A 15,027-nucleotide genomic window follows, 5' to 3' on the forward strand; every position below is an offset into this window, starting at 1 on the left:
ATCTATAACGATGAATTCAAGAAATCAACAAATACACCTTCAGGTGCGGTATACTGATTGTCAGTAGCAATCAACATACCACTATTTGTATCACGTCTAAATACTGTTAACGCGTAATTTCCTTCTTGATGTGCACATACAAGGTATTCATCTGACTCAGTAATATTAAAATCTCTTGGAAATTCTCCCCCGCTTTTTACTATTTCAACTGGGTTAATTCCTTTTCCATCATCAACTACTGTAAATATCGCTATACTATCATGTCCACGATTACTAATATATAAATTTTGTTCATCATGAGATAGTCTCACAGCTGCTAATTTAGTTTCTCCAGTGAAATCTTCAGGAATCGTTAAATGACGTTCAATTTCTTCAAATTTTCCATCATGATATTGTACAACGCTTACTCTATTAGATAACTCATGAACAACATACGCGTATGTCCCATTATTATGGAATTCAATATGACGCGGTCCATCTTCAGCATGGAATTTTGATACTGCATGTTCTTTAAACCCTTCAACTCCGAATGTATATGTTACAATTTTATCTGCACCTAAATCAGTCACAGCTACATATTTATGGTCAGGGGTTTCTCTAATAAAATGAATATGATTATGATCTTGACGCTCATGTGTTCCAGTTGGATAACTATGTTCTAACTCTTCAATTAATTTTACCACTTCGCCTGTCTCTGGATTAAGTTGATATATACGTGCTATTCCAGCAGTATAAACCGCTTCGAATAAGAAGTTATGATCACTAGAAACAGAAATATAACACCCTGTTCCATTCTCTGAAGCTAAACATTTATTAATGAGTGTAAGCTGTCCATTCTCGTCTTTTTTAAATGCAGCCACACCACATGCCTCATTCTCTTTAGTAATTGCATACAAAAATTGTTCAGTTTGAGCAAGATAAGTCGATGCTTCGATATCATATCCTGTATCTACTGATTGTATTTCTCCATTATCTTCATTAAGTTCGAATATATAAATACCCTTACCTTCTTTTTTTGTATAAGACCCCACATAACCTTTGGTTGTCATTTTAATACCTCCATTATATTCAATATTATTAACATTTATACTAGCCAATTGTATTTATTTAAGAGTAATAAAAAAAACCAGTAACTTCAAATGAAATTACTGGTATATAGTACATCGTTGCATTAAGCATTATTGCTTTCAATATCAGATACGATTTCTTTTGTTTTTCTTTCGATATCTTCAAAGTCTTTTTTGAAAATAAAGCCAAATACTACTACTACTACACCAACAACTAGTGCTGTAATAGCTGTAAAGCTTAATAAGAATTTAAATAAACCTTTAATGAAATCCCACATTTATGTTTCACCCCTGTACTTAAAATAAATACGTTTACATTAAATAATTTTAACATAGTTAACGTTATGATTAAATACATACCTTTTTATATATTATTTCAAACCTAAAATTAAAGATTTTTAAAAAATCAAATATTTTTTCTTTATTTATAATGAATGACATTTGTCTTATTTACACAGTGAATTACTATCATATATAAATAAACATTATAAGGCTTTAAATTTAATATAAATTATTGTTCAATATAAATAATAAAACAAATGATAGGAGGATTTTTCATGCAAGAAGTTAAGTCAGATATTATGACCTTTCGCGGATCACATTTTGATTTAGGTATCAAAACTGCTCAGTGGTTAAAACAGACGCCCTTACTAGAAAATAGAGAACGTGAATGGAAGAAGCGTATACCTCGTTTTGACATTGATGTTAATGAAACATATAGCATTTTCCAAACGTATGCACCAGAAATCTGGGAAGAATTATTAGGAATGCAAGAGATATTAAATTTACCGACTAAACAAATGATTTTAAATTTCGGTCACTATCGTTTTACTGATTTAAATGAAAGTGGATGTACAGTTTTTCAAGGTAAAGATTATATGGTTCGTAATTATGACTATCATCCTGCTACATATGATGGCAGATATCTTCTTTATCAACCAAATGATGGTGGACTCGCGCAAATAGGACCAACCTCTAGAGTAACTGGTCGTATGGATGGTATGAATGAAGCAGGTCTTGTGATGGGATATAATTTTATGCACCGTAAGCATCCTGCAAATGGATTTGTATGTTATATGGTAGGACGACTTGTCTTAGAATATTGTAAAGATGTAAAAGAAGCAATTCAATTTCTAAAAGAGTTACCCCATAGAAGTTCATTTAGTTATATTTTAATGGATAAGCATTTAAATCATGCAATTGTTGAAATTACGCCACGCTCATTTGATGTTAGATATGATAAAGTTTGTACTAATCACTTTGAAATATTAACACATGAAAATCGTAACTATACCAAAGAATCTAAAGAACGTCTTGCTCGCACAATTAGTCAAACTTCAGAAGATATAGATAAATATACTGCGTTTAAACTTTTTAATGATCCTAAATATGACATTTATAGTAAGTTATTTAAAAGTTGGTCAGGAACGATTCATACATCAATGTATGAACCTAAGCATTTAAAAGCTTGGATGACATTAGGTGAGAATAGACCCCCTCTATCTATCGACTTTCAATCATGGTTAGAGGGTCATGAACTTGATTTAATAGAATTTACTGGAAAGCTAGATACTGATTTAACATTTGCTACGTATTAATAAAAAAAGATTAGATAAACGTTTTAAAATTTAATTAATCAACGTTTTGTCTAATCTTTTTCATCCTATTTAATATTTATATCACCTTTAACGTTATAACACTCTATAATATTATAACTATTACCTACTTTGCTATCTTTAAAATAAGGATTCTTAATGTTATTGTCACCCATTCCTGGATGTAGTTTTAACAAGGTGTCTTTAGGATTAGTTTTATACTCAATGTTTATATCACCTTTTTTACTTGAGCTCTTCATATCAATTTGACTTGGCATGTTTTTAAAGTCAAGTTTTCCTTCATTTGTAATGAATAACCCATTTTTCAAGGTACAATGATTAACCACAATATTAGAATTTATTACTTTAAATTGACTATTTTTAATATCACTATTTTTAATATTAATTGTTCCATGATCGCTATAATAATCAATACGATCAAGTTTAGCTTCTTTGATATTTAAATTTTCTCCGTCTTTTCTAATTCTGGCTTTTTTGATATCTATATTATTAATATTTAATTTTCCTAATTTAGCATCAATATTTAATTGTTTTAATTTATCAGGTGGAATAGTTATATGTATGTTGAACTTGCTTCTTTTAAAAGGGTTTAAATTAAAGCTATACCCTCTTTTAGAAGAACGTGATTCTTTTACATTTAAGCTGTCTTTTTGAGTGTTCACTTTTATACTATTGTCCCCGTAATATTTCACTCTAAATGAAGAACCTTGAGTAATAGTGATATCAGAACTATAACTATCTATATTCAATTTGGAGATAGATGATTGATGAAACGTTTCATTATATTTCAGTCGTTTATAAATATCTTTATCATGAACAAACCATACCAACGTTGCTGCTAGAAAAAAAACAACAAATATAACTAATCCACTTATTGTTAACTTTTTCATCACTGGATTCTTCCTTTAATTATTTTTATATACCATGATAAATATTTTAAAACAAGTTTATATAAATTCTGAACAATTTTTATTATTGCAACGAACGCTAATATACCTATTCCAGCATAAGAAATACTATAAAGAAAATTACTAAAAGAGTCAGGAGTGCTTTTAAGGATACTAATAATAATTAATAAGATAGGTAAACAAATAAGCACAATTGAAATGACGAAAACAAAGGCTAGAAATATTAAGAATATTATCATTGGGATAACAATTAAGAAAAAAGAAATAACACCCAAACTTAATGATGCCATAATAGCTTTTACAATATTACGAAAGTTAGGTGTAACTTTAGCATGTGAAATTGCTTCTTTAGCTTTTATTTCTTTTCCAATAGTATAAGGATTTTTCAAATCATCTAATATTTGAGCATCTGTTTTGCCTTTTGTTTCTTGATTATAAAAGATATCTTCATATTCATTCATTACTTTATCTTTGTCTTTACGTGGTAAATCATCAAGCTCCGTTTCCAGTTCATTCAAAAAAGTAATTTTATCCATTTCTCTTTCACATACTTTCTTAAAATATAAATTTATTTTTATTAACTATCAACGACTAAAGAATTCAATTCGCTTAACAATATTATCTTTATATAAAATTGATAATTTCATGTGATGATCTTTATCAAGATATACTAAAGCATCATAACCTTTACCTACCTTATCTTTGTCATAGTTATAACCTAGATTATCTATAACAGCATCGATTGGGTCACCTATATGAACATCAAAATTTGTGTTAACAAAAGTATCTTTAACTAAGATAATTCCTTTAATTTTATGATGTTTTTTCTTGACTTTTATTGTTAAATTTTTATATTTATTATGATTATAAAAAACATACCTATCTAATTTCACATGCTTATTTAAACTATATTCTGAGTTATCAAACGTTTTATTAAGCTTTAAATGATTAATTTCTACATCACTTAAATCAACCGTTCTTTCATTTTTATAAATTGTCAATCCTAGTACAACTAATAAAGAAATGACAATAAATAAAATTGAGATAACCCATCTATTTTGAATATGCAATAGGACCACCACTTATATACTTATTTTTTTTAATATATCATAACTATGATTATATTCAAAAAATATCAAAGTATCTTTCAATGCAAATAAAACTGGCGACAAAAATTGAACGTATCGTCGCCAGTTTTATTAAAAAGTTATTAATTTAAATGTCTCGTTTAGCAGCATAAAGTACATCAACAATAAATAAAATAACAATAGATGCAATAGAAATGAACCATTGCCAATTCGTAAATTCAATACTACCTGATGATGATTTTTCTGTTAAGTAACTAAAAGGTATATATTTGAGTGATTTTTGAATATTATCGCCCCATTCAGGGATTAAACCTAAAAATGGTTGTAAAAATGGTACGATAAACACTAAAAAGATACCTAATGTAAAAATGACTGCTGGTTTTTGTACAATTAAAGTAATTAAGAATAATAATAGTCCAAAAAATAGTAAAAAGATAAGATAGAACCAAATATTTGTTAGGAATTTATCTCCATTTAAATTTTTACCATCTGTAAAAGTTTGAATAACTAAAAGTGTAACATACGTGATAAGTGTAAATAAGAATGAAAAAATAATAATCGAAATCGTTTTTGCTATCACATAACCTACTCTATTTTTCACTTTATTCATATAAAGTTGAATCGTTCCTTGAGAATAGTCACGTGTAATTGTTTTAATAACAACAAGTAAACCAAAGAATAGAAACATCCAATTTGCCATTGGTAATATCATTGAATAATCGACTTTATCAGTATTTTTTGCTAATAGTACAGTCATTGCTGTGATGATACCCCAAATACATATAAGCGCGATATATGTTAAATAACTTTTAAAAAAACTTAATATATCATATTTAACTAATTGTAAACTTTTCATTTAATGGTCACCTCTTTGATTAATATTAAAGTACGTATCTCGAAGCGAATTTTTACGTGTTTCAATATATTTAGGATACACATTAATATGTGCGAGCGCTTTAAGCAATGTTCGATAATCTCGTTCTGCTTTAATAAGAATTTCTCCATTTTGTTTATAAGAATGAATAACATTAAAATGTTCTTGTAAATAATTTAGCGCTTGATCAAAATCATCATTGTCCAACGTAATAGAAGTACTTTCTTCTGAACTACCATCTTTCATATTGACATCTTGAACGAAATGTCCATCTCTTAAAAAGACAGCTCTATCACAAATTAATTCGATGTCTTCTAATTTATGACTTGAAATAAGAATCTTCATATTTAATTCATTTACTAAAGATTGTATCGTTTCTAGAACATCGATTGAGCCATCTGGATCCATGCCATTGGTCGGTTCATCCAAAATAAGATATTTTGGTTTATTCATTAATGATACAGCAATCGCTAATTTTTGTTTCATACCCATTGAATATTTTTTAACTTTTTTCTTAATATAGGGACGCATACCAAAAGCATCTATAATTTTATCTGAATATGCTTTATCAAATCCTTGACCAAGCACCTGAGCAAAGAGTCTTAAATTATAAAGCCCTGTTTTATTATCATAAAGTTTTGGATGTTCAATGAGATAGCCAATATTTTCATCATCTTTTAAATTAACTTTACCTTTGTAATTAATAATATTTCCATTCATCACTTTCATCAGTGTAGTTTTACCTACACCGTTTTTACCAATGAGTCCTACAATTTTGCTATCTCCAAAATCAAAATCTATATTGTCTAAAACATTATGATTACCGTATGTTTTAGTAATATTTTCTAATTTCATAAAAGTCCTCCTTTTTTCTAGCGACGATTAATACGTGCTATTTGAATAAAATAATTTATAACTAGCCAAATCACACTTATAATAACTAATCCAATACTTAAATATTTATTAAATACATTTGGATCAAGTGCATTATGAAAGATAAATAAATTAATAGTCAAAAAGATAAATGCAATTGCCATCGGTATAGCAAGTACCATTAAAATAATATAAACAGTGTAAGAAATATATTCTCTTTTTCTTTCTGTACTTTTACTAAAGGCAATAGGAATGCTAAATAAATTTACACTTAAAAATGAAAGTGCTGTCGAATAACGCAACTCATTTACCTGAATATTTGTTGATTGAAAATTATATAATCCAATAATCAATGTTCCTAAAATCGTTAATATAATACATGTCAGATAATTTGCATTAAGCAATTCTTTCTTAGTTATTGGTAAACTTTCATAAAAAAGATACGCCTCTTTTCCACCTAACCGTCTATGTACTCTAAATAATTGTCCTGAATCTAAAATGCTTATAATCATTAATGTAATGGCAAGTGGAATATATACAACGAAACCATAGCTTGTTTTTGAAAAAAATAGTGTATAAATAGGATTAATAACAATAAGCACTACATAAATGATAAGTGTCCAACGTCTTAACTTAAAATTTCTTATTATTAGTTGCTTCATGTCATCAACCCGTTTCTATTTTGAGTTTCAACATCATTAGTTTCTTTCATTTTCTCAAGGTAAATCATTAATTCTTCAATCGTTGGATGTTTTATTTCAACTTGTTTTCCAAATAGTTCCTTAAATGTTTGACCATGTTTTGTAAAACCAACATAACCTGTCTGCTTTTCTTCTTTATATAAAAGGAGTTGATTTAATTCATCATCTAAATCTTTGTTATCACCTTTTACGATAAAATATTTCTCTTTTATATCATCACAATAGCCTTCAAGTACAAGATTGCCTGTTTTTATATATACAAGATAATCTGCTATTTTTTCTAAGTCTGAAATAATATGAGTCGAAATAAAAACCGTTTTATTTTCATCTATTAATTCTTGCTGCAATATTTCTAGAACTTCATTTCTTACAATTGGATCTAAACCTGCTGTTGGTTCATCTAATATAAATAACTCAGCGTGATGACTTAAAGCAATGGCTAAAGATAACTTCATTTTCATTCCACTAGAGAAATGCTTAATTTTAAGATGACTTGGTATATTGAATCGCTCTAAATACTGATGGAATATATGACTATCCCACTTAGAATAAAAAGGAGAAATCATATTTTCTAGTTTTTTTATATTCCATTGTTGGTTGAAATAAATTTCTGAGTAAACAAAACCAATTTTATTTTTAATCCATTTTGCTGATTCTTTCATTTGTCGTCCTAAGATTTTAATTTCTCCAGTATTAGGTTCAAGTAAATCCATCATTAATCGAATCATTGTTGTCTTGCCAGCACCATTACTCCCAATAAAGCCCGTAACAAACCCTTGAGGAATACTGAATGAAAGATCTTTGATTTGGAAAGTTTTAGTGTTATAACTTACGTGTTTAACTTCAATCGCTTTCATTCATCTTCCTCCTCGTAAATTAAAGCTAAAACTTCATTTAATTCTTTTAGAGGCATACCAATTGTTTTTGCTTCTTTTACCATGGAACGTGCAAGATGTTCAATTACAAAAAATTGTTTTTCTTTTAAAATTGAACTGTCTTGTTCTTTTACGAATGTTCCTTTACCTCTTATTGTTGTGACAAACCCTTCTTTTTCCAAATCTTCATAGGCACGCTTTGTTGTAATTAAACTGACTTGCAAATCTTTCGCCAGTTCCCTCATAGATGGTAAGTGACTTCCAGCTTCAACGTAACCTTTTAATATATTTTCTTTAATTTGTTGTTTAATTTGTTCATAAATGGGCTGTTCACTGGTGTTTTTTAGAATAACTTTCATTTATGTCCCCCTTTACAACTGTATATAAATAATATATACAGTATATACAGATTTGTAAAGTGAAATAATAAAAATAAGATAAAATCAGTATTCTTAAGACATAAGTTGTATATACACTATAAACATAGTTAAACAAAAAAACTATGATACAGTATTACAGTGGTAATTGCATCATAGTTTTCATATGTTACTTTTTATTTTTACGTCTGTCATTGCTACGATTAATAAATGCACATATCATAAACATAATGGCAGCCAATAATAACTTTATACCTTGACTTTCATGTCCAGTGGCTTGTAGATAATATCCAATGACAAACAAAACAATAGCTAAACCTACAAAAATTTTTGTTAGGTGTTTCATCATTTTTAGTCACCTCATTATAATAATTATATCAAATTTTTTATTTTATATGCATTAATCATTTATTTAATTAAAATTGAATTGTATATGTTCTATGTTAAGATAGTGTTATATCCACAAATTGCATTACACCCCCTAACTTGCCACATCAAGTTAAGGGGTTTTTGTGTAAGGTCATCTTATTTATTTTTCCACTTAGTTTCTAACCAAACTCGAAATATAATTAGCATACTCCCTGTTATAAGTGTGACTAAACCTTCTAATAACCACGACATTACACTACACCTCCACAAAGTAAAGTGTCATATCTCATGATGACCTATATATATTTTAACACACAAACAGAACATACGTTCTGTTTTCTAATAAAAACACTTCTCTGCTTTATTTTTATTAGAAAACTTTATATTTTGTTTAATTCAAGATAATATATAATGTGAATAACAATTTAAAGCGAGGTTATGAAAATGAATCCTTTAGCACAACATTTAAACGATCAACTAGGCGATGACCGTCCTGAAATATTAAGCATGTTATCGACATTAGGTCAATCTATGTTTTATCCCAAAGGTATTCTGTCTCAGTCTGCAGAAGCTAAATCAACAAAATACAATGCAACAATTGGTATGGCAACTAATGATAAAGGAAAAATGTATGCAGACACATTATTTGATGTCTACAATCATCTTTCGCCTGATGAGATTTTCCCATATGCTCCGCCACAAGGAATTGAAACTTTAAGAGATTTATGGCAACAAAAAATGTTAAAAGAAAATCCTAGTTTAAAAGCTTCATCTATAAGCCGTCCGATCGTGACGAATGCATTAACCCATGGTTTATCTTTAGTTGCTGACTTATTTGTAAATGATGAAGATACAATTTTATTACCAACACATAACTGGGGAAACTATAAACTTATTTTTAATACAAGACATAAGGCAAATATTGAAACTTATGCTATTTTCGATCAAGATGGACATTATACAACAAACTCACTTGTATCTACTTTAGATAATTTTAAACAAGATAAAGCTATTATTATCTTAAACTATCCTAATAATCCAACAGGCTATACACCTACTAAAGAAGAAGTTCTTACAATTGTCTCAGCAATTGAACGCTTAGCAGAAAAAGGAACTAAGGTGATTACAGTCGTAGATGATGCATACTATGGTTTATTTTATGAAGATGTCTATACACAATCTATTTTTACTGCAATTACTCAATTAAATTCAAAAAACATTTTACCGATACGCCTTGACGGTGCAACTAAAGAATTTTTTGCTTGGGGTTTACGTGTTGGCTTTCTTACATTTGGATTAAGTAATCAAAAAGCTAAAGACGTATTAGAGGCTAAAGTTAAAGGATTAATTAGAAGTAATATTTCAAGTGGAGCAATGCCTTCTCAAAGTGCAATTAAATATATACTAGAGAATCATGAACAATTTGATAAAGAAATTCAAGCTAATGTAAAAACATTACAAGAACGTTATGAAGTAACAAAAGAAGTGGTTTATGATGAAAAATATAAACAACATTGGCAAGCATATGATTTTAACTCTGGATACTTTATGGCACTTAAAGTAATCGGCGTTAACCCAGAAAAACTTCGTGTTCATTTAATCGACAACTATTCAATTGGTATTATTGCACTTAATGATACAGATATTCGTATTGCTTTTAGTTGTGTTGAAAAAAACGATATTCCACATGTTTTTGATTCTATTGCTAAAGCAATTGATGACTTAAAATAACATAAAAGTATAATAGCGAGAGACCTAACTAGGAAGGTTCTCGCTATTTTTTAATGACTTGTAATAAAATCTAACAATTTAAACATTACTTCTTTATTCTCTCTTGGTACTTCTTGGTTAAGAATCTGTTCTGGCGTTTGATTTAATACGGAATCAAACACATATGAAGCATCATTCATGATAATCTCTTTTATATCATGAGCACTTGGTTCAAAATGAAATTGTAGTCCGATAATATTATTATTCAAAATAAATCCTTGATTTTTTAAATATTGACTTGAAAATAATAATTGTGCATTTTTAGGTATATAAAATGTTTCTTCATGCCAATGTAATGCCATCAATTCTTTTGGAATATTAGGAATGATGGATGACTCAAGATAAACTTTATTCCAACCGACTTCTTTTACTGGAGATTTTCCTACAGTATATCCTAGTGCTTTAGTAATTTGTTGAGCGCCAAAACATATACCAAATATTGGCTTATTTTGCTGTATTAAATTGCGAATTAATTCTCTTTCTTCAAAAATCCATTTATCCTCATTATTAGGACTCATGGGTCCTCCTAAAATAATAAGTAAATCTGTTTCTTTAACATTGGGAAGGATACCACTATTAAAATAAGGATGATAAATATATAATTCATGGTGATGCTCGGTAGCCCAATCTCTGATAACTCCAGGACCTTCATTAGGGGTATGTTGTAAAATATTAATCCTCATTGTTGATTCTCCTTTAAAAGTCAATGTTTATTTATATCTTTGCTATCATTATACTTCGAAACACTTAAAATAAATACTATAAAAATTATATAATTTTTATATTTAAAAAACTTTTATAAGCACTCCAATATATAAAAGGAATCTAAGACAATCATTTTTTGCCATAGACTCCAATATAAAACTCATACTTTTCTATTTTCTATTAAGTCACTATAGTATTTAATAGGGTTCATTCTATCTTTCCATCTAATATAAATCAGTGTTCCACCATGTTTTTTGAGTTTTTCATTACTAGCACCACGTTCAAATGAAGACGCTAGTTCAATATTCATATTAGGATTAACATTTAATAATTTTGCATACCATTTAACCCATACATCACCTTTGACTGGATCATTTTGAATTAACTAATCAATATTTCAGTACAGATTCACTCTATAATCAAAACCGTCAGAAAATTAAATAACAACATAAATATAAAAAGCAAGAATTCTTTTATCACTATATTAATCTATATTATTATTTTGATTATTAAATTTAGCATTTTTATTTATTATCTTTTTTTCAATTTGTATATTAAATAAAATTGTTAAAAATCAAAAGATGTAAAATTTTGACAAGTTTTATGTAAAAATTGTTCAAATTATATTTAAAGATATCAGTGAAATTAAATAAGTAATTAAAGAATATATCTACTTTTTTAATACAAAAAACTAACATTAAAAATGGCTGATTTTGCATAAAACAAAACCAACCATATCTTTTAATTATTTACTTGTCTATTTGACTGAGCGCACTTCAAAATGAACTTATCAGTCTTTTTATTATATTTTCTAAATTTCTATAACCATGACCAGTAAAAACACAAAACATTGATATATCAACATTTATAGGTGTTTTTACATCATACCTGGCATACCGCCCATTGCAGCATTGTCATTACTTTCAGGTTCTGGAATATTTGCAACTACCGCTTCAGTAGTTAAGAACATTGCAGCAACACTTGCAGCGTGTTGTAAAGCTGAACGTGTTACCTTAGTAGGATCTACAATACCTTCTTCAAGCATATTCACCCACTCGTTTGTAGCAGCATTGAATCCGACACCTGCATCAGCATGTTTAAGTCTTTCAACAATAACTGAACCTTCTAATCCAGCATTTTCAGCAATTTGGCGTACTGGTGCTGATAAAGCTTTAAGTACAATATTAACACCTGTCGCAACATCGCCTTCCGCTTCTATTTCTTCAACTTTATTATAGATATTAACTAAAGCTGTACCACCACCTGCAACAATACCTTCTTCAACTGCAGCGCGTGTAGAATTTAATGCATCTTCAATACGTAATTTACGTTCTTTTAATTCTGTTTCAGAAGCAGCACCTACTTTTATCACTGCTACACCACCAGCTAATTTAGCAAGACGTTCTTGTAATTTTTCTCTATCAAAGTCTGAATCAGTTTCTTCAATTTGTGCTTTGATTTGACTTACTCGTGCATCAATACTGTTATCGTCTCCATCACCATCAACAACAGTTGTATTATCTTTTGTTACTTCTACTTTATTTGCAGTACCTAACATATCAATAGAAGCATCTTTTAATTCTAATCCTAAATCATCTGTAATCACTGTTGCACCAGTCAATATTGCTAAATCTTCTAACATTGCTTTACGACGATCACCAAAGCCAGGTGCTTTAACAGCTACAGCAGTGAAAGTACCTCTCATGCGGTTTAATACAATATTTGTTAATGCATCACCTTCAACTTCATCTGCCACGATTAAGATTGGTCGGCTTGATTGAACAACTTGTTCTAATAAAGGTAATATATCTTGGAATGATGAAATTTTCTTATCTGTAACTAAAATATATGGTCTTTCTAATTCCGCAATCATTTTATCAGAATCTGTTACCATATATGGAGATTGATAACCTCTATCAAATTGCATACCTTCTACAACTTCTAATTCCGTATCAAGTCCATTAGATTCTTCAATTGTAATAACACCGTCATTACCTACTTTATCCATTGCTTCAGAAATATATTTACCAATTTCTTCATCAGCAGCAGAAATTGCACCTACTTGTGCGATTTCATTTTTATTTTCAACTTTTTGAGAAATGTCATGTAATGCTTCAACTGCTACTCTGACTGCTTTATCAATGCCTTCACGTAAACCAACTGGATTTGCACCACTTGTTACGTTTTTCAAACCTTCTTGAATCATTGCTTGTGCTAATACTGTAGCAGTTGTAGTACCATCACCAGCAATTTCATTTGTTTTATTTGCTACTTCTTGAACTAACTTAGCACCCATATTTTCATATGGATCTTCTAATTCAATTTCTTTGGCAATTGTTACACCATCGTTTGTAATTAAAGGTGCAACATATTCTTTATCTAATACAACATTTCGACCTTTAGGACCAATTGTTACTTTAACAGCGTTTGCTAATTTATCCACACCACGTAACATTGCTTGTCGTGCATCTTCTGAAAATTTAAGATCTTTAGCCATTTATACAACCTCCATTAATATTAATCCTGTTTTTCGACAATTTTATATAGTTATTTTTACTTTTCTATAATTGCTAATATATCTTCTACATTTAAAATTAAATAGCTTTCTTCTCCACGTTTAATCTCTGATCCAGCATATTCTTGAAATACTACTGAATCACCTTCTTTTACTTCGGGAGCAACTGTCTCACCATTATCAAGAAGACGTCCGCTGCCTACTGCAACTACAACACCTTCGTTAGATTTTTCTTTTGCGCTATCAGTTAAAACGATTCCACTTTTAGTTGTTTGTTCTTGTTCTTTTCTTTCGATAATCACACGATTTCCTAATGGTTTAAGCATGATTGTTCCTCCTTAGCAGGGTCTATTTAGCACTTTAATATAATGAGTGCTAATCTAATTTTTATAATAATCAAATTTGGTCAATATTTCAAGTAAAAACTCTCTCTTACTTTTGTACATCTGAGTGTTTTACGATAAAATAAGAATAATTGATATTTAATCTGGAGGTTTCAAATGGCAAGAATTTGGGTGGCAATACTAACATTAATTATATATGCTTTAGCACAATTTTTACCCTTAGTTCTAGCACAAACGCCTATATTTAGTCGTTTATCAGGTATGGCTTTAGCTAGAGCTGGGGTGTATACTCAAGTTATCTTATTTATACTTGCAGCAATTTTAATCATCTTTCTTCATTTCAAAATTAAGAATCCTACAAACTTAGAGCAGGAACATAAAGAATCAAAACGTTATATTATCCCATGGGCTATACTTGGCTTTTTCATTGTCATGTTATATCAAGTTATTGTAGGCGTGATTAATATATGGATTTTCGGTCAACCACAACAAAGTCCAAATACTCAACGAATAATGGCTGTAGCAAAACAACTTCCTATTTTTATTATATTAATTTCTGTTGTAGGCCCTATTTTAGAAGAATATGTATTTAGAAAAGTGTTCTTTGGTGAACTATATGATCGAATTAAAGGAAATAGAATCATTGCCTTCTTAATTGCTTCTACCGTAAGTTCTTTACTTTTTGCATTAGCGCATAATGATATTAAATTTATTCTTATTTATTTTGGTATGGGGATGATACTTTCGTTAGCTTATACTTTAACAAAACGAATTTCTGTGCCGATACTTATTCATATATTTCAAAATGGCTTCGTTGTAGTAATGCAATTTTTCCTTGGCGATTCATTAAATCATTTGAAACAACAAACTCAATTTATTATTCACTTGTGTAATTAGCATATAATTTATCTTAATAAATAAAAGCATCGAATGCTCTAGACATTT

General features: G+C 29.0%; 18 protein-coding genes. 3 read left to right on the top strand and 15 right to left on the bottom strand.

The features are described from left to right. Positions 1-2: 2 nt before the first annotated feature. Complete coding sequence (locus HMPREF2953_RS04640) at positions 3-1,049, bottom strand: 6-phosphogluconolactonase (RefSeq protein WP_070672045.1); 1,047 nt, start codon at positions 1,047-1,049, stop codon at positions 3-5. A gap of 122 nt (positions 1,050-1,171) precedes the next feature. Continuing rightward, complete coding sequence (locus tag HMPREF2953_RS11245; protein ID WP_002450085.1) at positions 1,172-1,345, bottom strand: hypothetical protein; 174 nt, start codon at positions 1,343-1,345, stop codon at positions 1,172-1,174. Positions 1,346-1,624: 279 nt separating this feature from the next. On the opposite strand from HMPREF2953_RS11245, the gene HMPREF2953_RS04645 reads away from it, so the two are divergent. Beyond that, on the top strand, positions 1,625-2,665 hold the full coding sequence (locus HMPREF2953_RS04645; protein ID WP_049417658.1) for a C45 family autoproteolytic acyltransferase/hydrolase: 1,041 nt from the start codon (positions 1,625-1,627) through the stop codon (positions 2,663-2,665). Positions 2,666-2,730: 65 nt separating this feature from the next. Here HMPREF2953_RS04645 and HMPREF2953_RS04650 read toward each other — a convergent pair whose 3' ends face one another. The 9 genes from HMPREF2953_RS04650 to HMPREF2953_RS04690 form a co-directional block, all read right to left on the bottom strand. Then, on the bottom strand, positions 2,731-3,573 hold the full coding sequence (locus HMPREF2953_RS04650; protein WP_070672047.1) for a DUF4097 family beta strand repeat-containing protein: 843 nt from the start codon (positions 3,571-3,573) through the stop codon (positions 2,731-2,733). Next, entirely contained in the window at positions 3,573-4,127 is a 555-nt protein-coding gene (locus HMPREF2953_RS04655; protein ID WP_019835505.1) for an HAAS signaling domain-containing protein, read from the bottom strand. Before HMPREF2953_RS04655 ends, HMPREF2953_RS04650 begins: the two co-directional genes overlap by 1 nt. 48 nt (positions 4,128-4,175) lie before the next feature. Then, positions 4,176-4,661, bottom strand: a complete 486-nt coding sequence (locus tag HMPREF2953_RS04660; RefSeq protein WP_070672049.1) for a hypothetical protein — start codon at positions 4,659-4,661, stop codon at positions 4,176-4,178. A gap of 145 nt (positions 4,662-4,806) precedes the next feature. Then, positions 4,807-5,535: a phenol-soluble modulin export ABC transporter permease subunit PmtD gene (locus HMPREF2953_RS04665; RefSeq protein ID WP_070672051.1), complete on the bottom strand. Its 729-nt coding sequence runs from the start codon at positions 5,533-5,535 to the stop codon at positions 4,807-4,809. After that, entirely contained in the window at positions 5,536-6,408 is an 873-nt protein-coding gene (locus tag HMPREF2953_RS04670) for a phenol-soluble modulin export ABC transporter ATP-binding protein PmtC (protein WP_049335685.1), read from the bottom strand. 17 nt (positions 6,409-6,425) lie between these two features. Continuing rightward, a complete protein-coding gene (locus tag HMPREF2953_RS04675) occupies positions 6,426-7,088 on the bottom strand; it encodes a phenol-soluble modulin export ABC transporter permease subunit PmtB (RefSeq protein ID WP_049335687.1) in 663 nt (220 codons plus the stop codon). Next, on the bottom strand, positions 7,085-7,984 hold the full coding sequence (locus tag HMPREF2953_RS04680; RefSeq protein WP_049335689.1) for a phenol-soluble modulin export ABC transporter ATP-binding protein PmtA: 900 nt from the start codon (positions 7,982-7,984) through the stop codon (positions 7,085-7,087). The genes HMPREF2953_RS04675 and HMPREF2953_RS04680 overlap by 4 nt, the downstream gene beginning before the upstream one ends. Continuing rightward, positions 7,981-8,361 carry a PSM export ABC transporter transcriptional regulator PmtR gene (locus tag HMPREF2953_RS04685; RefSeq protein WP_002450053.1) on the bottom strand — a complete coding sequence of 127 codons (381 nt, stop codon included), beginning with the start codon at positions 8,359-8,361 and terminating at the stop codon, positions 7,981-7,983. Before HMPREF2953_RS04685 ends, HMPREF2953_RS04680 begins: the two co-directional genes overlap by 4 nt. A gap of 187 nt (positions 8,362-8,548) precedes the next feature. Next, positions 8,549-8,725: an SE1626 family protein gene (locus HMPREF2953_RS04690; protein ID WP_002455099.1), complete on the bottom strand. Its 177-nt coding sequence runs from the start codon at positions 8,723-8,725 to the stop codon at positions 8,549-8,551. A gap of 467 nt (positions 8,726-9,192) precedes the next feature. On the opposite strand from HMPREF2953_RS04690, the gene HMPREF2953_RS04695 reads away from it, so the two are divergent. Beyond that, a complete protein-coding gene (locus HMPREF2953_RS04695; protein ID WP_070672053.1) occupies positions 9,193-10,479 on the top strand; it encodes an aminotransferase class I/II-fold pyridoxal phosphate-dependent enzyme in 1,287 nt (428 codons plus the stop codon). Between the two features lie 50 nt (positions 10,480-10,529). Here HMPREF2953_RS04695 and HMPREF2953_RS04700 read toward each other — a convergent pair whose 3' ends face one another. The 4 genes from HMPREF2953_RS04700 to groES all read right to left on the bottom strand — a co-directional run bounded on the left by HMPREF2953_RS04700 (position 10,530) and on the right by groES (position 14,064). Further along, positions 10,530-11,201 (bottom strand): type 1 glutamine amidotransferase, encoded by a 672-nt coding sequence (locus HMPREF2953_RS04700; protein WP_070672055.1) that lies wholly within the window; start codon positions 11,199-11,201, stop codon positions 10,530-10,532. A 182-nt stretch (positions 11,202-11,383) separates the two neighbouring features. Beyond that, positions 11,384-11,533 (bottom strand): hypothetical protein, encoded by a 150-nt coding sequence (locus tag HMPREF2953_RS04705; protein ID WP_002455097.1) that lies wholly within the window; start codon positions 11,531-11,533, stop codon positions 11,384-11,386. A gap of 567 nt (positions 11,534-12,100) precedes the next feature. Then, on the bottom strand, positions 12,101-13,720 hold the full coding sequence (groL, locus tag HMPREF2953_RS04710; protein ID WP_002450059.1) for a chaperonin GroEL: 1,620 nt from the start codon (positions 13,718-13,720) through the stop codon (positions 12,101-12,103). Between the two features lie 56 nt (positions 13,721-13,776). Then, complete coding sequence (gene groES, locus HMPREF2953_RS04715; protein ID WP_002450026.1) at positions 13,777-14,064, bottom strand: co-chaperone GroES; 288 nt, start codon at positions 14,062-14,064, stop codon at positions 13,777-13,779. 174 nt (positions 14,065-14,238) lie between these two features. Between groES and mroQ the strand changes: the two genes are divergently transcribed. Then, the gene (mroQ, locus tag HMPREF2953_RS04720; protein WP_070672057.1) at positions 14,239-14,979 is read left to right on the top strand and encodes an intramembrane glutamic endopeptidase MroQ; all 741 of its coding nucleotides are present in this window, start codon (positions 14,239-14,241) and stop codon (positions 14,977-14,979) included. Positions 14,980-15,027: the final 48 nt, after the last annotated feature.

The sequence above is a fragment of the Staphylococcus sp. HMSC072E01 genome (assembly GCF_001814125.1).
Classification (GTDB): domain Bacteria; phylum Bacillota; class Bacilli; order Staphylococcales; family Staphylococcaceae; genus Staphylococcus; species Staphylococcus hominis.

Excerpts from the sequence above, each read along its gene's own strand:
- groL (WP_002450059.1), bottom strand. The coding sequence starts at position 13,720 with ATGGCTAAAGATCTTAAATTTTCAGAAGATGCACGACAAGCAATGTTA.
- HMPREF2953_RS04655 (WP_019835505.1), bottom strand. The coding sequence starts at position 4,127 with ATGGATAAAATTACTTTTTTGAATGAACTGGAAACGGAGCTTGATGAT.
- HMPREF2953_RS04690 (WP_002455099.1), bottom strand. The coding sequence starts at position 8,725 with ATGAAACACCTAACAAAAATTTTTGTAGGTTTAGCTATTGTTTTGTTT.
- mroQ (WP_070672057.1), top strand. The coding sequence starts at position 14,239 with ATGGCAAGAATTTGGGTGGCAATACTAACATTAATTATATATGCTTTA.
- HMPREF2953_RS04645 (WP_049417658.1), top strand. The coding sequence starts at position 1,625 with ATGCAAGAAGTTAAGTCAGATATTATGACCTTTCGCGGATCACATTTT.
- HMPREF2953_RS04675 (WP_049335687.1), bottom strand. The coding sequence starts at position 7,088 with ATGAAGCAACTAATAATAAGAAATTTTAAGTTAAGACGTTGGACACTT.
- HMPREF2953_RS11245 (WP_002450085.1), bottom strand. The coding sequence starts at position 1,345 with ATGTGGGATTTCATTAAAGGTTTATTTAAATTCTTATTAAGCTTTACA.
- HMPREF2953_RS04650 (WP_070672047.1), bottom strand. The coding sequence starts at position 3,573 with ATGAAAAAGTTAACAATAAGTGGATTAGTTATATTTGTTGTTTTTTTT.
- HMPREF2953_RS04685 (WP_002450053.1), bottom strand. The coding sequence starts at position 8,361 with ATGAAAGTTATTCTAAAAAACACCAGTGAACAGCCCATTTATGAACAA.
- HMPREF2953_RS04640 (WP_070672045.1), bottom strand. The coding sequence starts at position 1,049 with ATGACAACCAAAGGTTATGTGGGGTCTTATACAAAAAAAGAAGGTAAG.
- HMPREF2953_RS04680 (WP_049335689.1), bottom strand. The coding sequence starts at position 7,984 with ATGAAAGCGATTGAAGTTAAACACGTAAGTTATAACACTAAAACTTTC.
- HMPREF2953_RS04700 (WP_070672055.1), bottom strand. The coding sequence starts at position 11,201 with ATGAGGATTAATATTTTACAACATACCCCTAATGAAGGTCCTGGAGTT.
- groES (WP_002450026.1), bottom strand. The coding sequence starts at position 14,064 with ATGCTTAAACCATTAGGAAATCGTGTGATTATCGAAAGAAAAGAACAA.
- HMPREF2953_RS04670 (WP_049335685.1), bottom strand. The coding sequence starts at position 6,408 with ATGAAATTAGAAAATATTACTAAAACATACGGTAATCATAATGTTTTA.
- HMPREF2953_RS04695 (WP_070672053.1), top strand. The coding sequence starts at position 9,193 with ATGAATCCTTTAGCACAACATTTAAACGATCAACTAGGCGATGACCGT.
- HMPREF2953_RS04705 (WP_002455097.1), bottom strand. The coding sequence starts at position 11,533 with ATGAATATTGAACTAGCGTCTTCATTTGAACGTGGTGCTAGTAATGAA.
- HMPREF2953_RS04665 (WP_070672051.1), bottom strand. The coding sequence starts at position 5,535 with ATGAAAAGTTTACAATTAGTTAAATATGATATATTAAGTTTTTTTAAA.